We start from the raw sequence: 18,252 nt of genomic DNA on the forward strand, positions 1-18,252 counted from the left end.
CCGCGGGCTACGGCTCGACCACGACCTCCTGGGCCGCCGCGGTCCCGCCCGCCAGCAGCTCCGCGTCCACCGCCACGTTCCGCTTCACCAGCGCCAGCGCGATCGGGCCCAGCTCGTGGTGGCGGGCCGACGTCGTGATGAAGCCGATCTGGCGGCCCTCCTCGCCGTCCGCCGCGACCCGCAGCGGCGTCCCGTGCCCCGGCAGCAGCACCTCGCTGCCGTCCAGGTGCAGGAAGACAAGGCGGCGCGGCGGCTTCCCCAGGTTGTGGACGCGCGCGACCGTCTCCTGGCCCCGGTAGCAGCCCTTCTGGAGGTGCACGGCGGTGCCGATCCAGCCCAGCTCGTGCGGGAGGGTGCGGTGGTCGGTCTCCAGGCCGAGCCGCGGCCGGTGCACCTCCACCCGGAGCGCCTCGTACGCCAGGATCCCGATCGCGGGCCCGTGCTCGGCGGCGAACGCCTCCAGCTCCTCGCGCGGCAGGAACAGGTCCCGCCCGTGCGGAGCCTCCCGTACCACCGTGCCCGAAGGCACTTCGGTGATCGACCCGGCCGGCAGGTGCACCACCGCGAAGTCCGCGGTGCGGTCGGCGACTTCGACGCGGTAGAAGAACTTCATCGACTCCAGGTACGCGACGAGGTCGTCCCGCGTACCGGGCTCGATGTGCGCCCACACCGTCGTACCGTCGTCGACGAGGTAGAGGGCGTGCTCGATGTGCCCGTGCGCGGAGAGGATCAGCGCCTCGGTGGCGACGCCCGGCCGCAGGTCGCTGACGTGCTGGGTCAGCAGCAGGTGCAGCCAGCTCAGCCGGTCCTCGCCGGTGACGGTGATGACACCGCGGTGCGAGAGGTCGACGAGGCCGGTGCCGGCGGCGAGGGCGCGCTGCTCACGGAACAGGTCGCCGTAGTGCGCGGCGACCCCGTCGTCGGGCCCCTCGGCGGGGACGGCGCCGGGCAGGGACAGCAGAGGGCTCTTCATACGGGCAAGCCTACGACGCGGTACTTGGACCGTTGCTTGAGTCGTCGCTTGAGGCGTTCTTGGCGCAGTTCTGGCACTGCCCGAAGATCGCGAAGTGCTTCATGTCCGTCGTGAAGCCGAACGTCGAGCAGAGCTTCGCGGTGAACTCGGACGCCACCTCCACATCCGCCTCGATCACCGACGTACAGTCCCGGCAGACCAGGTGGATGTGGTGATGGCGGTCCGCCAGGTGGTACGTCGGAGCGCCGTGTCCCAGATGGGCGTGCGAGACCAGATCCAGCTCCTCCAGGAGCTCCAGGGTCCGGTACACGGTGGAGATGTTCACGCCGCCCGCCGTCTTCCTCACCTCGGTGAGGATGTCGTCGGGCGTCGCGTGTTCCAGTACGTCGACGGCCTCCAGCACGAGCTGGCGCTGGGGGGTCAGCCGGTACCCGCGCTTGCGGAGGTCGCTCTGCCAGTCGGTGGTCACCACACGCCCAGTGTAGGAGCCACCCCGGGATTACCGGCTCCGAGAACGGATCTCGTACTTCCGAAACGGACGGATCCCCTACTTGAAGAAGGCGATCCCGTCGTCCGGCAGGTCACCCAGGCCCCGGGCCATCGCCGCGACCTCCTCGGGCGTGACGACCTTCTTGAGGTGCGCGGACATGTACGGACGGAGCTCGACCTCGGGGGTGGCCTTCTCGCCGACCCACATCAGATCGCTCTTCACATACCCGTAGAGACGCTTGCCGCCGGTGTACGGACCGGAGGCGGCGGTGCGCGCCACGGCGTCCGTCACCAGGTCGATCTGCGGCTTCTGGTGGGCGAGCTCGCCGTACCAGACCTCGACGACGCCCTGGTCACGGACCATGACGATCTCGACCTTGCGGTTCTTGTCGATGCGCCAGAAGCCGGACTCGGTCTCCAGCGGCTTCACCTTGTTGCCCTCGGCGTCGAGGATCCAGGAGTGCGACACGTACTCCAGGAAGTCCCGGCCGTCGTGGCTGAAGGTGACGGACTGGCCGAAATTGGCCTTCTCGGCGCCCGGGAAGTCGGTCACGCCCACGCCCTCCCAGGTACCGAGGAGGAAGGCGAGGGGGACGAGGTCCGGGTTCAGGTCGGACGGGATCTCGATCATGAGGCTTCGATCAGTCTTTCGTTACGTCTGCGGCTGGGGCGCGGGTCAGCGCTGGCCCTGGTACAGCTTCTTCACGGCCAGACCGGCGAAGGCGAGGACACCGACGCAGACCAGGACCAGCAGGGTTTCGAAGAAAGCCTCAAGCACGGGGTGCTCCTCGGATGAGCGTGTGGGCAGTAAAGGGCCGCCCCCCAGCCTAATGGGTTGAGCCACGGCCTTCTCTGTGAGGTGCGCCGCCGCGGGGGCGCGGCGTATCTCACCGGGCCCGGCGGTCAGCCGAGCAGCTGGTTCTGCAGGACGACGGTCTGCTCGAAGGGGACTGCCGGGGCGGTACCGGGACGGGAGTGGACGACGACGGCGAGGACGTCTCCGGCGAGCACGTACGCCTGGCGCACCTGCTCCTTCCCGTACGGCTCGACCTCGTTGTACGGGTACCGCGAGGTCCCCTCGACCTGGGCCTCCATCGGGAACGACGTGTCCAGCTCGGCGTAGTGGGCGCCGAGAACCGCGTGGTACGGCGTGCTGTAACGGGTCACGTCCCGCGACTGCACCCGCTCGGCCAGCGCGTGGGTGTCGAACTGGAGCAGGAAGATCCTGCTCCGGGTGCCGTCGGGCATCACCCAGCCCCGGGCCGCGATGTGGCGCAGCCCGTTGTCGACGAGCGACTGCCCAAAGACCGCCCGGTCCTCCTTCTCGTACTGCGCGAGGAACACCGCCGTCGGCAGCCAGCCGTCGTCGCCCCTCAGTGCCGGGTCGGGCCTGGCCCCCTCGGGGGCGGGCAGCACCAGCGCACGCAGATCGGCGTAGTGGGTCTGCGCGGTGTTGGAGGCCGCGAGCGGCCGGGGCGCGCCCGGGGGCAGCGGCGGCAGCGCGATCCCGGGATAGCGCCAGCGCCCGTCCGACTCGGTGGAGAGCCCCGGAACATCGGTACGGGTGCGGTCCACGACGGCGTACGCGGTGCCGGCGCCGAAGGAGACGAAGGCGAGCAGGGCGGCCGTCCACCGGAGTGCGGCGCGGGTGCGGGGCGGCGTGATGGGTTCCGGCTGGGGGCCGGGCTCCGGCTGGTCGTCGATGACGGGCTGCGGGTCGGGCTCCGGCTGCTCGTCGGTCGTCGGCTGCGGGTCTGTCCTGTGCTCGGTCACACCGACTCCCCGGACGTGCCGATCCGGTCCAGCTGCTCGCTCAGCAGCAGGGCTACGCCCTTGGCGTTCAACGGCTTGGGGCTCTCCGCGACGACGCCGACCAGCACCTCGCCCCGGTAGGCCGAACAGATCATCATGTCGAGCTTCTCGTCCTTCTCGTCGGGGCCCAGGAAGCACCGGGCGTCCTTGTGCCCCTTGACCTCCGGGCCCTTGCGCATGATGCCCACGGAGTCGAAGAGCGCCGTCTGGAACTCGGAGAGCCGGCGTACAGCCCGGGTGTCCTCCATCCGGGAGAGCACGATCTGGACCGTGAACGCGGAAGCGGCGGCGACGTTCGAGACGGGCGCGTCGTCGGTACTGCTGTAGCTGCGCATCGCCATGCCCTTGATGCGCTCCTTGTCGATCTGCCGCTCCAGCTTCTCCCGCTGGGCGCCCGGCAGGGTGCGCAGCGACTCCTTGCGCAGCGCCACCGCCTGGGCGCCGGTCAGATCGGCGTCGGCGCCGAAGCCGTCGATGTCGGGGCCCCGGCTGTACCCGTCGGTGCCGTACGGGACCAGCATCCGCCCGAGCTCCGAGGCGGACTTCCCGGCCTCGTCACCGGTGTCCTTGATGTCACCGCCGGCCTTGCGTTCGCTCGCCGGGAAGGTCCAGTCCGGGGCGCCGGGCGCGCGGTCGGCCCGGTCCACCACGACGGCGGTGGCACCCACCCCACCCGCGACCACGACGAAGAGCGCCCCGCCCACCGCGAGAGCGACGCCCCGCCGTCTTCCGCTGCTCCCGTTCACATCCGCTCCCACTGCCGCTGCGCCAGGTCCAGCGCCTTCTGCGCCGCGATCGGCTCGTCGCTGTCGAGCCACAGCTCCATGAAGACGTTCCCGCGCCGCGCGAAGGCCTCGGCACGGTGGCGGCCGCCGGAGTCGAGGTCGCCGCCGGTGTACACGCGCCCGTTGCCCGAGCCGAGGATCGCCGCGCTGTGACCGGCTTCCTTGGTCGCCCACCTCTCCGCGCTCTCCAGAGCACCCTGCGACGCGACCACGCGCTCGTCCCGGAACTGGACGAGCCGGATCGTCACGCCGAGGCTCCCCTCGCGCCAGTCCGCCACGGCCGCGCGCCGGAACTCCTCGCTCAGCAGATTGCGGAACTCCTCGTCCGGTTCGGTGTAGTACTCCGCGTACTCGGACATGGGCAGCCAGCCGTCGTGGCCCGCCGGACGGTCGACGTCCGACGCTCCGGCGGGCCGCTTCAGCAGCATGTTCCGCAGATCGCCGTCCGACGCGGCCTTGCGGTCCTGGGCGGCGGAGAGCGGCGCGGGCGCCTTGCCCTTCGCCTGCGCGAGTACGGGCTGCGAGAGCGGCGGCAGCGGGGTCGGCGCCCTGCCCGCCTGAACCGTGTATCCGGTGCACAGCCCGGCCACCACGCCCAGCACCGCGCCCCCCGCGATCAGCAGCGGCGTCCGCCCGCGCCGCCGCGCCCCCCGTGTCGTACCCACTGCCCCGTCCACTGCCGTATCCAAAAGGGTCCCCCCACGAGACCTCGGTACGGGCCCGATCACCCGCACACAGAACTGACCCGCCGCCTTCGGGAGGGGTTGTGCGGGTGCGCATTACAGTTCGGCATATGGCGAAGAAGCTCGTACTCAAGGTGACCGCCGGGGCCGACGCCCCCGAGCGGTGTTCGCAGGCGTTCACCGTGGCGGCGGTCGCCGTCGCCAGCGGCGTCGAGGTCTCGCTCTGGCTGACCGGCGAGTCGTCGTGGTTCGCGCTGCCGGGCCGGGCCGCCGAGTTCGAGCTCCCGCACGCGGCGCCGCTGCCGGACCTGATCGACGGGATCCTGACGGGCGGCGGCACGATCACCGTCTGCACCCAGTGCGCGGCCCGCCGCGACATCACCGAGAAGGACCTGATCGAGGGCGCGCGGATCGCGGGCGCGCAGGTCTTCGTCCAGGAGGCGATGGCGGAGGAGACGCAGGCGCTGGTCTACTGAGCGCTCCGCCGAGCCTTCCGCCGGTGGGCCGCTGCCGCTAGTACTTCTTCTTGCCGTCCAGCTCGTCCCACCACTCGTCGGACTTCTGGTCCCCGGACGGGTCGTCCCACCAGCGGTCGTCCGGGCCGCGCCGGTTCGCGACCATCGCCGCGACCGGCGGGATCACCATGGCGACCACGCACATGGCGACCGCGGCCGGAACCGACCACAGCCGCACGAAGCTCCAGGCGGACACGAACAGGACCAGGCATCCGCCCATCAGCCAGAAGTACTCGCGCCGGCGCCGAGCCAACATAAGTCCAGCGTACGACCATGTCCGCCGGGCGGAAACGGGCCCGGACGGCACGAAGGACCGCACCCGTGCCAGGTAAGCGTCCAACCGTTCCTACTCACTCGGCGGGAGCGGCACCTGGACCCAGGTCCGCTCCTCGGCGGCCCGCCCCGAACGGTCCTGGGCGGACTGGGCCCCTGCCTCCAGCCGTCGGCGAGGTGCATCACGTGCACCGTCCTCCGGCCGGGCGCGGGCCCTGGGAGCGCGGTGGGGGCCGGGCCTGGTGGGGAGCGCGGGCGGGCGATGGTCTTCCGTACCGGTCCCACCACACGCCTTCGCGTGCCGTGAGACGGCTTCCGTCTGCCTGCGGGATACGGTTTTCTCAGCCCTGCGCCGCGCGCCCAGCCCTTGGCCGCGCCTCCCGATCACGACAGCGGAAGCGTCGTGCCGGGACGTCTTGTGTCTCGTGGTGCTGGTGGGCCCGCGCCAGTGCTGAACACCCCAGCGGCTGGTGTAAGCGGGATCCACGACGATCACCGCGAGCCCGGCCCGGTGAGCCATGGCCACCAACCGGGCCACGAACCGGGCGGTCGGCATCCCTGCCACCAGCGAGCGGAACCTCCGGCCGCTCCGCCCCTTCCCGCCGCAGGTCTCTCGGTCCGTCGTGAAGCCGAGGTCCTCGACGACCAAGGCAGTCGCCCCGTGCTGCCGCGCCAGCCGGATCAGCCCACTGCAGGCATGCCGGACCTGGGCATCTCGGTGTGTCGCCCTGCCCTTGTAGTCGACATCGATCCGGTCCGGGCGTCCGACGGGATTGCCGTGCCGGTCCAGCCGCCAGGCAGCGAGATGGTCCGCGTTGTGGTCGACGCCGAGCACCCCGCCGGTCAATGCCCCCATGAGCAGACCTTCATCGCCGACACCCCCGGAAAGCTCGGCTCTCCTCGGGGTGAAAGCGGCCGTCAGACAGCACCGGCCGTTCGCGAAGCGGACGGTGTAACCCACCGAACGCCTGGCATTGACTTGCGCCCGCCACTCGGGTTCCCGATAGCCGAAACGGACCCGCGCGTCGAGACGGTAGCGACCGAACCGGTCGCAGTGGGCGCTGTACCGAGCAGCGAGCTCGGGCGGCAGCTTGATCAGCACAACGCCGTCCGGAGCGATCTGGATGCTCTCGTTGCCGAAGGTCTTGCCGCTCTCGCCATCGGCCTCGATCCTCGTACGCGACTCCGACCAGCGTCGCCGCCACTCCTCCACCGACAGACCGGCTTCCGGCAGATGCATCCGGCTGCGCAGCAAATCCTTGCCGCCGCGCACCACACGAATCCGACCGGCTGCCCGCTCGGCTGCCACCGCCGTCGCACGCGCTCGGAGGTGCTGGAGCCGCTGTTGCTTGGCCGCCCGGATCCGCTGGGTGGGGTATCCCGGCACGCGCGTGGCCACATCGCAGGTACCGACCGGCACCGCCAGCCGCGCAACGATCCGAGCGACGGCGGTATTGAGGGACTCCAGATGGGCAGCCTGAGCGCGGCGGGCCAGCTCCCACTGCTCATTGGAGCCCCGGGTGATGGTCCCCGCCCAGCGGGATGAAGTCAGCGCGGTCAGCCCCCGCTTGCGGCGCGCGAAGTCCTCTCGGGTGTGGGCGGTCCCGAGCGCGACCCTTTCGGCCAGGTCCCTCGCCGCCAACTGCGACAAGAGGAAGCCCAGCTCGCGGAGGACGTTCGCGTCGCGCGGCGAGAGGCGCAACCGGGTCTTGACGGTCACGGTTCCCGAGGGAACCGCGAGCCGAGGCGGGGTCAGCACGCGCAGGCCCGATGCCGAACGAGTCACCACGCTTGCCACCCCCGGTCGTCGAGCCCGTCGAACAACTCAACGAGCCGCAGGCGATCAGGTCACCCGTCCGGCCGAAGAACTTCAGTTCCCGTCCTGGCCCAGACGGCACGAAGGACCGCACCCGCCGAAAGCGTCCAACCCCAGTGGTGCGGCCCTCCGGCCGGTAAATCGGTGCCCGTCGTCACACGGCGATCGCGACCTCCGCCAGCCCGCCCGTCTGCGCCACGACCGTGCGGTCCGCGGTGCCGCCGGGGACCAGGGCCCGGACGGTCCACGTGCCCTCGGCCGCGTAGAAGCGGAACTGGCCCGTCGCCGAGGTCGGGACCTCGGCGGTGAACTCGCCGGTCGAGTCCAGGAGGCGGACGTAGCCGACCACGGGCTCGCCGTCCTTCGTCACCTGGCCCTGGATGGTGGTCTCACCGGGCTTGATCGTCGAGGCGTCGGGGCCGCCTGCCTTCGCTCCACACATGGTTTTTCCTTACGGTCTGCAGTCTGAGGGGGCTGTGCGGGGTTACTTGTTGACGCCGAGCTCGATCGGCACGCCGACGAGGGAGCCGTACTCGGTCCACGAGCCGTCGTAGTTCTTGACGTTCTGGACGCCGAGCAGCTCGTGCAGCACGAACCACGTCAGGGCCGAGCGCTCGCCGATGCGGCAGTACGCGATGGTGTCCTTGGCCAGGTCGACCTGCTCCGCCGCGTACAGCTCCTTGAGAGCGTCGTCCGACTTGAAGGTGCCGTCGTCGTTGGCGTTCTTCGACCACGGGATGTTGCGGGCGGACGGGACGTGGCCCGGGCGCTGCGACTGCTCCTGCGGGAGGTGGGCCGGGGCGAGCAGCTTGCCGCTGAACTCGTCGGGGGAGCGCACGTCGACCAGGTTCTGCGCGCCGATGGCCGCCACCACGTCGTCGCGGAAGGCGCGGATCGCGCTGTTCTGCGCCTTGGCCTTGTACGCGGTGGCCGGGCGGGCCGGCACCTGCGAGCCGTCGACGAGGTCGCGCGAGTCCAGCTCCCACTTCTTGCGGCCGCCGTCGAGCAGCTTGACGCTGTCGTGGCCGTAGAGCTTGAAGTACCAGTAGGCGTACGAGGCGAACCAGTTGTTGTTGCCGCCGTAGAGGACGACGGTGGTGTCGTTCGCGATGCCCTTCGCCGACAGGAGCTTCTCGAAGCCCTCCTGGTCGATGAAGTCACGGCGGACCGGGTCCTGGAGGTCCTTGGTCCAGTCGATCCGGATCGCGTTCTTGATGTGGTTCTTCTCGTACGCCGAGGTGTCCTCGTCGACCTCGACGATGGCGACCTTGGGGTCTTCGATGTGGGCCTCGACCCAGTCGGCGTCTACCAGGACGTCGCTGCGGCTCATGCGGTTCTCCTCCGGGGCAGGTGCGGCGGGCGGTGCGGGGTGCGGGTGCGTACGCCGAGCGAGCGGGCGCGGCGTTGCCCAGACACGGGGGGTGGCCCTGAATACGGTTCAAAGGGCCCGGGGAACACGGGAGTTGCCGTCTCTTCGCAGAGAGGGGCGGGTCCCGCTCAGACGTGGCGACAGAGCATGGCGGCGACGCGGCACAGGTCGACTGCCCGCCGCTTCGTGAGATCCGCCTGTCGCTTCATGCGTCCGATCGTAGGGACGGACAGGCGGCCATGTCACCGGTGTGTCGTATTTTGAGACACGATCATCCGAATGGTGGGACGAGATCGGCTGGAAAGCCTCTCCCGGCGGTGTCCGGGCGGCTCCCCGCCGCCCACCATCTGCCCAGCGGACGCCGCTGTCTCAGCATGCGGTTACGACCCGTCTCGGACCTGCCCGTCCCGGCCCCGGTCCTGCCCGACCCGGTCCTGCCCAGCCCGGTCCTGGCCGGCGCGGCCACCGCCGTACGCCCAGGGGCCGCGGGGCCGGCTACCCCGCCAGGGAAACGTTCGTGCCCGTCCCCGAGAACCGCAGCCCGTCCTTCGTCGCCGTCACCTTGTCCAGCTTGATGCCGGACGGCAGGCCCTCGATCTTGAGGTCGTAGTCGACCGCCTTGCGCAGCTTCTCGTCGAAACCGGCCACCGGCAGCTTCGGCAGCTCCTCGGAGCGGACCTTGACGGTGGCGCCGCCGTCCGTGGTGACCGTGCTGTACGCGCTGACCGTGCGGCCCGCGAGCAGCACCTTGAGGCTCGCGGGGACCTGGACGCCCGCGCCCTCCAGCAGGTCGGCGAGCTGCCCGCTCACCTGGACCTGGCCCTTGGCGGCCCGCTCCGGCCCGGCGTAGCCGACCGTGGCGCCCTTGGGCGCGGACTTCGTGAGGTCGGCGTAGGAGATACGGGCCGAGCCGTCCGCCCGTGCCGCCGTGGCGGACGAGTAGCTGCTGTTGACCTTCACGTCGTGCAGCTTGGCGTGGACCTCGGTGACGTTGACCGAGTGGCCGTCCGCCGAGGCGGTGACCCCGCCCAGCTTGACGTCGACCTCGTCGAACTCCTTGCCCATCGCCTGGGTGAGGAAGGGGAAGCCACTGATCGAGACGTCGGGGGTCTCCCTCAGCCCCTGACTGCTCTTGATCTTGTCGGCCACCTTCGACTCGACGACGTTCACCGCGATGCGGTCCGCGGCGACGAAGAGGCCGCCGAGAACCACCGCGACGATGAGCCATATCCGAAGTGCGCGCATTGCGTACGAGTCCCCCCACACTGGTCGTTGACGCTGCGAGCCTAACCTCCGGAATTACCCGATCACTCGACCGATCAGATACAAAGCGGGAACAGCCGCGGTGAGCGGCAGCGCCACTCCGGCCGTCATATGGACGAAGCGCGACGGGTAGTCATAACTGGCCACCCGCAGCCCGATCAGCGCGCACACCCCGGCCGCGAGCCCGAGCAGCGCGCCCGAGGAACCCACGTCCGTCAGCTGCCCGGCGACGATCCCGCCGCCCGCGGCCGCGAGCAGCGCGACCACGACGGAGACCGGCCCCGGCAACGGCAGCGCGCGGGCCGGGACGGCGACGGCCACCGCGGCCGCGCCCACCGCAACGGCGTGCGGGATCGCCGCGAGATATCCGGCGGCCAGGATCGCGAGGGCCGACGAGGCCACGGTCGCCATCAGGCCGTACATCCGCTCGTCCGGGTCCGCGTGGCTGCGCAGCTGGAGCACCAGCGTGAGCAGCACCCACACCCCGAGCGTGCCCAGGATCGCCGCGGGCGCGTGCTCGTCGCCGACGGCGAGCAGCGCGGCGTCCGCGACCAGCCCGCCGAGGAAGGCGAGCGCGATGCCCTGCCGGGCGGGCCACATCCCGTTGAGCCGGAACCAGCCCGCGGCCGTGACGGCCTGGAGCAGCACCAGCGGCACCACCAGCGCGTACTGCCCGATGCCGGACGCGGCCGCGAGCAGCAGGCCGAGGACGGCGGTGAGCGCGGCGGGCTGCATCCCCGGCGCGATGACCGGCGAGCGCCCCTCGGCGCGGGCCCGCTGGGCGTCGGTGATCCGGGTGTTGCCGACGGTGGTGGGCGGGCTGTAGGCGGGGCCGTCGCTCTCCGCGGGCGCGGCGGGCACGGGTTCGTAGGCCGCCGTCTCCGGAGGCAGCGGAGCGGACCCCGTCTGCGGCGGCAGGTACGCGGTGTCGGCGGCGGGCGGCGCGTACGCCTGCGCGTACTGCTGCTGGACGGGCTGCTGGACCTGCTGGTGGACCGGCTGCTGCTGCACGGGCTGCGGCTGGACCGTGGGCTGGTACTGGGTGTCCCAGGTCTGGCCCTCCCACGTCTGCGTGTACTGCTGCTGCTCCTGGTACGACGGATCGTGCGGGAACTGCTGCGCGGGCTGCTGCGGCTGCTGGTGCTGGACCGGCTGCTGCTGGAGAGGTTGCCCGTACTGGTCGTACTGCTGGTGCTGCTGGTACGCGTCGTACTGCTGCTGGTACTGCTGCTGGACCGGCTGTCCGTACTGGTCGAAGCGCGGATACTGCTCGTCGTACGGATGCGGGTACTGCTGATCGCTCATGACGTGGGGGTCACCCTCCTGCGAACGGCGGGAGCACCTCGACCGTGCCGCCCTCGGCAAGCCGTACGGTCTCATGTTCGCGCGTCCCGACGGGGTCACCGTCGACCAGGAACGAGCACCTGAGCAGTACGCGGGTCAGCTCGCCGGGGTGGCGCTCGCGCACCGCGTCGAGCGCCTCGGCCAGCGTGGCCGCCGCATACGGCTCCTCCGCGACACCGGCGGCGGACTTGGCCGCGGCCCAGAAGCGGATGGTTCCCGCTGCCATGGCGACCCTCCTTTCGTCGTCCCCCATGATGGGCTACGCCACCGACAGCCACTGCGCGATCCGGCGCAGCAGCACCTCGTCGGCCGCGTTCTCCGCGTGCCCCATGCCCTCCTCCAGCCACAACTGCGCAGGTCCGGCGGCCGCCAGCATCCTGGGGTGGTCGAGCGGGAAGTACGGGTCGCGGTCGCCGTGGACGATCAGGAGCGGGGTCGGCGCGATCAGCGGGACCGCCTCCACCGGCGAGAGCGGCACCGGGCACCACTGCGCGGAGTCGATCCGGGTGGCGAAGCCGAGCCGGCCGACCAGGCGTCCGGCGGGCCGGGTCACCAGCCAGTGCAGCCGCCGCATGGGGGCCGTGCCCCGGTAGTACCAACGGGCCGGCGCACTGACGGAGACGACTCCGTCCGTCCGCGCCTCCGTGAGCCCCTTGTGCATCGCCGCGTGCCGCAGCACCACCGAGCCGCCCATCGAGAAGCCGACGGTGACCACGCGCGCGTAGCCGAGTGATCTCGCCCACTCCACGGCCGCCGCCAGGTCGAGCACCTCGCGGTCGCCGACCGTGGAGCGCCCGCCGGAGCCGCCGTGGCCCCGGAACGAGAACGTGACCACGCCCGCGTACTGGGCGAACACCTCCGCCGCCCGCCGCACCGCCGGGCGCCCCGCCGACCCCGTGAAGCCGTGCGCGACCACGACCGCGGTGTCCGTCCGGCCCGCCGCGCAGGGGTCGTGGACCGCCTCGATGCGCACGCCGTCCGAGGTGCGAAGAGTTGCGCGCCGCGGTCCTCTAGTGATCGAGGAAACATCCACAGTGTGAAATCGCCCCTCTGCCCCGGAACTCATGTGGGCTATTCTGCTGGGCAGAGGATCCGGGCAGCGTAGCCCCCGGGTCCTTTTGCGTTTCCTGGTCGTTGTTACGAGCAGGTGAACAAAGGCTCTCAGGGCGCGGGAGCCTTGGCGTAAAGCAGTGCCGTAAACGTCCTCGCAGGGACCGAGGAGGAACCGACGTTATGGGCGAGCAGACCGTGCACGATCATCCGAAGAAGCCGACGACGACCCGGGCAGGTGAGGCGCGATGAGCTCGTTGCTGCTCCTGACCAACGCCCTCCAGCCGTCCACGGAGGTGCTTCCCGCGCTCGGCCTGCTGCTGCACAACGTGCGGGTGGCCCCCGCCGAGGGCCCGGCCCTGGTGGACACCCCCGGCGCCGACGTGATCCTCGTCGACGGCCGCCGCGACCTGCCGCAGGTCCGCTCCCTCTGCCAGCTGCTGCGCTCCACCGGCCCCGGCTGCCCGCTGATCCTGGTGGTCACCGAGGGCGGTCTGGCCGCCGTCACCGCCGACTGGGGCATCGACGACGTACTCCTGGACACCGCGGGCCCCGCGGAGGTCGAGGCGCGGCTGCGGCTGGCCATGGGCCGCCAGCAGATCACCTCGGACGACTCCCCCATGGAGATCCGCAACGGCGATCTCTCCGTGGACGAGGCGACGTACAGCGCCAAGCTCAAGGGCCGGGTCCTGGATCTGACCTTCAAGGAGTTCGAGCTCCTGAAGTACCTGGCGCAGCACCCCGGCCGGGTCTTCACGCGCGCGCAGCTGCTGCAGGAGGTCTGGGGGTACGACTACTTCGGCGGTACGCGGACGGTCGACGTCCACGTACGGCGGCTGCGGGCGAAGCTCGGCCCCGAGCACGAGTCGCTGATCGGCACCGTCCGGAATGTCGGGTACCGGTTCGTCACCCCCGAGAAGGTCGAGCGGGCGGCGGAAGAAGCCAAGGCCAAGGCGGCCGAGGAGGCCAGGGCGAAGGCCGCCGCCGGATCCGTGGCCTCCCCACCGGTCCCGGCCGTCGCGGAGCCGGAGGAAGCCTCCGTACGCCCTGCCCAGAGGTAGGTCACCCCGCGTAGACTCCCGCTCGTGGCCAAGGTGACGCGGGATGATGTGGCGAGACTGGCGGGTACGTCGACCGCGGTCGTCAGCTATGTCATCAACAACGGACCGAGGCCGGTCGCCCCGGCCACGCGCGAGCGGGTACTCGCCGCGATCAAGGAGCTGGGCTACCGGCCCGACCGGGTTGCCCAGGCGATGGCGTCCCGGCGCACGGACCTCATAGGCATGATCGTCCCGGACGCGCGCCAGCCGTTCTTCGCGGAGATGGCGCACGCGGTGGAGCAGGCGGCGGCCGAGCGCGGAAAAATGGTCCTGGTCGGCAACTCCGACTATCTGGACGACCGCGAGGTCCACTATCTGCGGGCGTTCCTCGGTATGCGGGTCGCCGGTCTGATCCTGGTCAGCCAGGGTCCCAGCGAGCGCGCGGCGGCCGAGATCGACGCCTGGGACGCGCGCGTGGTGCTCCTCCACGAACGGCCGGAGGCGATCGACGACGTGGCCGTCGTCACGGACGACATCGGCGGGGCCCAGCTGGCCACCCGCCACCTCCTCGAACACGGCCACGCGTACGTGGCGTGCCTCGGCGGGGTCGAGTCGACCCCGGCGGTCGGCGACCCGGTGGCCGACCACGTGGAGGGCTGGCGGCGGGCGATGCTGGAGTCCGGACGGCCGACCGAGGGGCGCCTCTTCCAGGCCCCGTACAACCGGTACGACGCGTACAAGGTCGCGCTGGAGATCCTCGCCGGGCCCGACCGGCCGCCGGCGATCTTCTGCTCCACCGACGACCAGGCGATCGGCGTACTGCGGGCGGCTCGTGAGCTGCGCATCGACGTGCCCGGTGAGCTGGCGGTCGCGGGCTTCGACGACGTGAAGGAGGCGGGCCTCACGGACCCGCCCCTCACCACGGTCGCCTCAGACCGCCCCGCGATGGCCCGCGCGGCGGTGGACCTGGTCCTGGACGACGCGCTCCGCGTGGCGGGTTCCCGGCGGGAACGCCTGAAGCAGTTCCCGTCGCGCTTGGTGATCCGCCGGTCCTGCGGGTGCTGAGCCCGGTCTTTGTCTGCGGGTGTGTGGGTGGCTGGTCGCGCAGTTCCCCGCGCCCCTAAGAATGCCGCTCCGCGGCATCCCCCGGGGCGCCCCGAAGGGGCGCATTTAAGGGGCGCGGGGAACTGCGCGCTCAGCCACCCACGGTCCGCAGACGAACGGGCTAGTCGACCAGCTCGACCTGGATCTCGACCTCGACCGGCGCGTCCAGCGGGAGGACCGCGACGCCGACCGCGCTGCGGGCGTGCACACCCTTGTCGCCCAGGACCGCCCCGAGCAGCTCGCTCGCGCCGTTGATGACGCCCGGCTGCCCGGTGAAGTCGCTCGCGGAGGCCACGAACCCGACGACCTTCACCACGCGCGCGATGCGATCGAGGTCACCCGCGACCGACTTCACGGCCGCGAGGGCGTTCAGCGCACAAATACGCGCCGCGTCCTTCGCCTCCTCGGCCGTCACCTCCGCACCGACCTTGCCGGTCAGTGTGAGCTTGCCCTCGACGATCGGCAGCTGCCCGGACGTGTACACGTACACACCGGAGCGCACGGCCGGCTGGTACGCGGCCAGCGGCGGTACGACCTCCGGCAGGGTCAGGCCGAGTTCGGCCAGCTTCGCCTCAACCGAACCGCTCATGCCTGCTTCTCCCGCTTCAGGTAGGCCACCAGCTGCTCGGGGTTGTTCGGCCCGGGAACGACCTGGACCAGCTCCCAGCCGTCCTCGCCCCAGGTGTCCAGAATCTGCTTGGTCGCGTGCACGAGAAGGGGCACGGTCGCGTATTCCCACTTGGTCATGGGGCCGACTGTAGCCGCTGCCGGAGGCAGCCTCATGCGTAGGCCGCCGGGGGACTGGTTAGGCTCGATGGCGTGAGCAGGCTCCAGGTCGTCAGCGGCAAGGGCGGCACCGGCAAGACCACGGTCGCCGCTGCCCTAGCGCTCGCCCTCGCGACGGAGGGCAAGCGCACGCTCCTCGTCGAGGTCGAGGGCAGACAGGGCATCGCACAGCTCTTCGAGACGGAAGCCTTTCCGTACGAGGAGCGGAAGATCGCCGTGGCGCCGGGCGGCGGGGAGGTGCACGCGCTGGCGATCGACGCGGAGCGGGCCCTGCTCGACTACCTCCAGATGTTCTACAAGCTGGGCTCGGCGGGCCGCGCCCTGAAGAAGCTCGGCGCCATCGACTTCGCCACCACCATCGCCCCGGGCGTCCGTGACGTCCTGCTGACCGGCAAGGCGTGCGAAGCCGTCAGGCGTAAGGACAGGCAGGGGCGGTACGCGTACGACCATGTGGTCATGGACGCGCCGCCCACCGGGCGGATCACCCGCTTCCTCAACGTCAACGACGAGGTCGCCGGGCTCGCCAAGATCGGCCCGATACACAATCAGGCGCAGGCCGTGATGCGGGTGCTCAAGTCCCCCGAGACGGCCGTGCACCTGGTGACGCTCCTGGAGGAGATGCCGGTCCAGGAGACCGCCGACGGGATCGCCGAGCTGCGCGCCGCCGACCTGCCGACCGGCGCGGTCATCGTGAACATGGTCCGCCCGCACCTGCTCGACGAGGAGGCGGTCCGGGGCGTCACCGGCGACCGGCGCAAGGAGGTCGCCAAGGCGCTCACCCGCGCCGGGGTCACCGGCTCGGCCAAGCTGGTCACGCCGCTGCTCCAGGAGGCCGCCGAGCACGCCGAGCGGGTGGAGCTGGAGCGCGAACAGCGGGCGGTGGTGGGCGAGTTGGGGCTGCCTGTGCACGAACTGCCCCTGATCGGTGAGGGAATGGATCTGGCTGGGCTCTACCGCCTGGCCGCCGAACTGCGGAACTCCGGGGTGGGCAAGTGAGCATGGACGCGGCCGCGCCGCTCGGCATCGATCCCCTGCTCGACGACCCGAAGACGCGGATCGTGGTGTGCTGCGGATCCGGCGGGGTGGGCAAGACCACGACGGCGGCGGCGCTGGGGCTGCGGGCCGCCGAGCGCGGCCGCAAGGTGGTCGTGCTGACCATCGACCCGGCCCGCCGGCTCGCCCAGTCGATGGGCATCGACTCCCTCGACAACACCCCGCGCCGGGTCAAGGACGTCGAGGGCGACGGCGAGCTGCACGCCATGATGCTCGACATGAAGCGGACCTTCGACGAGATCGTCGAGGCGCACGCGGACCCCGAGCGATCCCGGGCGATCCTCTCCAACCCCTTCTACCAGTCCCTGTCGGCCGGCTTCGCGGGCACGCAGGAGTACATGGCGATGGAGAAGCTGGGCCAGCTGCGGGCCCGCGACGAGTGGGACCTGATCGTCGTGGACACCCCGCCGTCGCGCTCGGCGCTCGACTTCCTGGATGCGCCGAAGCGGCTGGGGTCGTTCCTGGACGGCAAGTTCATCCGGCTGTTGATGGCCCCCGCCAAGATGGGCGGCCGGGCCGGGATGAAGTTCCTCAACGTCGGCATGTCGATGATGACCGGCACGCTCGGCAAACTCCTCGGCGGCCAGCTGCTGCGGGACGTCCAGACGTTCGTGGCGGCGATGGACACGATGTTCGGCGGGTTCCGCACCCGCGCCGACGCCACCTACCGGCTGCTCCAGGCGCCCGGCACCGCGTTCCTCGTGGTCGCGGCACCGGAGCGGGACGCGCTGCGCGAGGCCGCGTACTTCGTGGAGCGGCTGGCGGCCGACTCGATGCCGCTGGCGGGTCTGGTGCTCAACCGGGTGCACGGCAGCGGCGCGGCCCGGCTGTCGGCCGAGCGGGCGCTCGCGGCGGCGGAGCACCTGGACGAGGACCGGGGCGAGGGCCGTGGGGAAAATCTTGTCGACGGCCGCATTGTCGATCAGGGGTCCGGGAAGGCTGAGGATCGTGGCACCGGTGGTTCCTCTCCCGAAGCTCCCTCCCCCACCGGATCCGAAGACGGCGTGTCGGTCGACCGGCTGACCGCCGGTCTCCTGCGCCTGCACGCCGAGCGGATGCAGGTGCTCGCCCGCGAACGGCGCACGCGCGACCGCTTCACCGCGCTCCACCCCGAAGTCCCGGTGGCCGAAGTGGCCGCCCTGCCCGGCGACGTACACGATCTCGCCGGGCTCCGGGCCATCGGGGAGCGGCTCGCGGCCCAGGAAGAGACGGCCGGAGCACTCTGATACGTCTGGTTACGTACACGTCGTACGTGCGTGGGCTTACCCCACGGCCGCGTACGTCTCATCCATGGCGTGCCGGTAGGCGTACGCCTCCTCGTCGTCCATGCCCACGGGCAGGATGCCCGTGCTGCGCTCGTACTCCGTACGCGCCGTCTCCAGCAGACGGCGCCAGGACGTGACGGTGGGTCGTCGGCGCAGCAGTGCGCGGCGCTCCCGTTCCGTCATTCCGCCCCACACGCCGAATTCGACGCGGTTGTCCAGTGCGTCCGCGAGGCACTCGGTCCGCACCGGACATCCGGTGCACACCGCCTTCGCCCTGTTCTGAGCCGCACCCTGTACGAACAGTTCGTCCGGATCGGTAGTGCGGCAGGCTGCCTGCGCACTCCAGTCGGTTACCCAGCCCATGCCGGCGCCGTCCTCTCCCGAATCGAGGCTCCCCCACGGCGGCAGAGGCATATTCACCGCTGCCAGTTGAGGACGTTACGGAAGGTGGGCACAGCGCAACACCCCCTTCGGGCCCAATCTTGAATGGCCCGAACGGACTATGCGTACGCGGCAGATCACCCAACGGAGTGAGCTGGGGACAAACGTGAGGAACCCGACCAAGCGGGACGTTCCAGTTGAGCCACAACGGACGCCAGATGACGCATGAGGCGTAAACGGGCGGCGAATCC

At 71.0% G+C, this 18,252-nt stretch carries 23 protein-coding genes; 5 read left to right on the top strand and 18 right to left on the bottom strand.

Annotation, left to right across the window (positions count from 1 at the left end; genetic code table 11):
• Positions 1–7 precede the first annotated feature (7 nt).
• The 6 genes from OG965_RS20060 to OG965_RS20085 form a co-directional block, all read right to left on the bottom strand.
• Positions 8–973, bottom strand: a complete 966-nt coding sequence (locus OG965_RS20060; RefSeq protein WP_371653465.1) for a folate-binding protein YgfZ — start codon at positions 971–973, stop codon at positions 8–10.
• A 10-nt stretch (positions 974–983) separates the two neighbouring features.
• Positions 984–1,445, bottom strand: coding sequence for a Fur family transcriptional regulator (locus tag OG965_RS20065; RefSeq protein WP_371653466.1), 462 nt, complete (start codon positions 1,443–1,445; stop codon positions 984–986).
• A 75-nt stretch (positions 1,446–1,520) separates the two neighbouring features.
• The gene (locus OG965_RS20070) at positions 1,521–2,093 is read right to left on the bottom strand and encodes an FABP family protein (RefSeq protein ID WP_371653467.1); all 573 of its coding nucleotides are present in this window, start codon (positions 2,091–2,093) and stop codon (positions 1,521–1,523) included.
• Positions 2,094–2,365: 272 nt separating this feature from the next.
• A complete protein-coding gene (locus tag OG965_RS20075; RefSeq protein WP_371653468.1) occupies positions 2,366–3,235 on the bottom strand; it encodes a hypothetical protein in 870 nt (289 codons plus the stop codon).
• On the bottom strand, positions 3,232–4,020 hold the full coding sequence (locus OG965_RS20080; RefSeq protein WP_371653469.1) for a hypothetical protein: 789 nt from the start codon (positions 4,018–4,020) through the stop codon (positions 3,232–3,234). Before OG965_RS20080 ends, OG965_RS20075 begins: the two co-directional genes overlap by 4 nt.
• Positions 4,017–4,724 carry a hypothetical protein gene (locus OG965_RS20085; RefSeq protein WP_371653470.1) on the bottom strand — a complete coding sequence of 236 codons (708 nt, stop codon included), beginning with the start codon at positions 4,722–4,724 and terminating at the stop codon, positions 4,017–4,019. The genes OG965_RS20080 and OG965_RS20085 overlap by 4 nt, the downstream gene beginning before the upstream one ends.
• Positions 4,725–4,852: 128 nt before the next feature.
• On the opposite strand from OG965_RS20085, the gene OG965_RS20090 reads away from it, so the two are divergent.
• Complete coding sequence (locus tag OG965_RS20090) at positions 4,853–5,218, top strand: DsrE family protein (protein WP_371653471.1); 366 nt, start codon at positions 4,853–4,855, stop codon at positions 5,216–5,218.
• A 37-nt stretch (positions 5,219–5,255) separates the two neighbouring features.
• Here OG965_RS20090 and OG965_RS20095 read toward each other — a convergent pair whose 3' ends face one another.
• The 9 genes from OG965_RS20095 to OG965_RS20135 form a co-directional block, all read right to left on the bottom strand.
• The gene (locus OG965_RS20095) at positions 5,256–5,513 is read right to left on the bottom strand and encodes a DUF3099 domain-containing protein (RefSeq protein WP_371653472.1); all 258 of its coding nucleotides are present in this window, start codon (positions 5,511–5,513) and stop codon (positions 5,256–5,258) included.
• Positions 5,514–5,603: 90 nt separating this feature from the next.
• Positions 5,604–7,250 (bottom strand): IS200/IS605 family accessory protein TnpB-related protein, encoded by a 1,647-nt coding sequence (locus OG965_RS20100; protein ID WP_371653473.1) that lies wholly within the window; start codon positions 7,248–7,250, stop codon positions 5,604–5,606.
• 250 nt (positions 7,251–7,500) lie between these two features.
• Positions 7,501–7,788 carry a DUF1416 domain-containing protein gene (locus tag OG965_RS20105; RefSeq protein WP_033324392.1) on the bottom strand — a complete coding sequence of 96 codons (288 nt, stop codon included), beginning with the start codon at positions 7,786–7,788 and terminating at the stop codon, positions 7,501–7,503.
• A 42-nt stretch (positions 7,789–7,830) separates the two neighbouring features.
• On the bottom strand, positions 7,831–8,676 hold the full coding sequence (locus OG965_RS20110) for a sulfurtransferase (RefSeq protein ID WP_371653474.1): 846 nt from the start codon (positions 8,674–8,676) through the stop codon (positions 7,831–7,833).
• Between the two features lie 167 nt (positions 8,677–8,843).
• A complete protein-coding gene (locus OG965_RS20115; RefSeq protein WP_359104787.1) occupies positions 8,844–8,924 on the bottom strand; it encodes a putative leader peptide in 81 nt (26 codons plus the stop codon).
• A 286-nt stretch (positions 8,925–9,210) separates the two neighbouring features.
• Positions 9,211–9,960, bottom strand: coding sequence for a DUF2993 domain-containing protein (locus OG965_RS20120; RefSeq protein ID WP_371653475.1), 750 nt, complete (start codon positions 9,958–9,960; stop codon positions 9,211–9,213).
• Positions 9,961–10,014: 54 nt separating this feature from the next.
• A complete protein-coding gene (locus tag OG965_RS20125) occupies positions 10,015–11,283 on the bottom strand; it encodes a hypothetical protein (RefSeq protein WP_371653476.1) in 1,269 nt (422 codons plus the stop codon).
• A 10-nt stretch (positions 11,284–11,293) separates the two neighbouring features.
• Positions 11,294–11,548, bottom strand: a complete 255-nt coding sequence (locus OG965_RS20130) for a MoaD/ThiS family protein (RefSeq protein ID WP_283142830.1) — start codon at positions 11,546–11,548, stop codon at positions 11,294–11,296.
• A gap of 33 nt (positions 11,549–11,581) precedes the next feature.
• Positions 11,582–12,388, bottom strand: coding sequence for an alpha/beta hydrolase (locus OG965_RS20135; protein WP_371653477.1), 807 nt, complete (start codon positions 12,386–12,388; stop codon positions 11,582–11,584).
• 232 nt (positions 12,389–12,620) lie between these two features.
• Here OG965_RS20135 and OG965_RS20140 point away from each other — a divergent pair, with 232 nt between their 5' ends.
• Entirely contained in the window at positions 12,621–13,433 is an 813-nt protein-coding gene (locus OG965_RS20140; protein ID WP_371653478.1) for a response regulator transcription factor, read from the top strand.
• 24 nt (positions 13,434–13,457) lie between these two features.
• The gene (locus OG965_RS20145) at positions 13,458–14,477 is read left to right on the top strand and encodes a LacI family DNA-binding transcriptional regulator (protein ID WP_371653479.1); all 1,020 of its coding nucleotides are present in this window, start codon (positions 13,458–13,460) and stop codon (positions 14,475–14,477) included.
• A gap of 160 nt (positions 14,478–14,637) precedes the next feature.
• Here OG965_RS20145 and OG965_RS20150 read toward each other — a convergent pair whose 3' ends face one another.
• Together OG965_RS20150 and OG965_RS20155 are read right to left on the bottom strand one after the other, a co-directional pair.
• Positions 14,638–15,105, bottom strand: coding sequence for a RidA family protein (locus tag OG965_RS20150; RefSeq protein WP_371653480.1), 468 nt, complete (start codon positions 15,103–15,105; stop codon positions 14,638–14,640).
• Entirely contained in the window at positions 15,102–15,263 is a 162-nt protein-coding gene (locus OG965_RS20155) for a DUF4177 domain-containing protein (RefSeq protein ID WP_003975360.1), read from the bottom strand. Before OG965_RS20155 ends, OG965_RS20150 begins: the two co-directional genes overlap by 4 nt.
• Before the next feature lie 72 nt (positions 15,264–15,335).
• Between OG965_RS20155 and OG965_RS20160 the strand changes: the two genes are divergently transcribed.
• Both OG965_RS20160 and OG965_RS20165 read left to right on the top strand, forming a co-directional pair.
• Positions 15,336–16,298, top strand: a complete 963-nt coding sequence (locus tag OG965_RS20160; protein ID WP_371653481.1) for an ArsA family ATPase — start codon at positions 15,336–15,338, stop codon at positions 16,296–16,298.
• 2 nt (positions 16,299–16,300) lie between these two features.
• A complete protein-coding gene (locus OG965_RS20165; protein WP_371657001.1) occupies positions 16,301–17,581 on the top strand; it encodes an ArsA family ATPase in 1,281 nt (426 codons plus the stop codon).
• A 36-nt stretch (positions 17,582–17,617) separates the two neighbouring features.
• On the opposite strand, the gene OG965_RS20170 is transcribed toward OG965_RS20165, so the two are convergent.
• Positions 17,618–17,983 carry a WhiB family transcriptional regulator gene (locus tag OG965_RS20170; RefSeq protein ID WP_371653482.1) on the bottom strand — a complete coding sequence of 122 codons (366 nt, stop codon included), beginning with the start codon at positions 17,981–17,983 and terminating at the stop codon, positions 17,618–17,620.
• Positions 17,984–18,252: the final 269 nt, after the last annotated feature.

This window comes from Streptomyces sp. NBC_00224 (genome assembly GCF_041435195.1).
Taxonomy (GTDB): Bacteria; Actinomycetota; Actinomycetes; order Streptomycetales; family Streptomycetaceae; genus Streptomyces.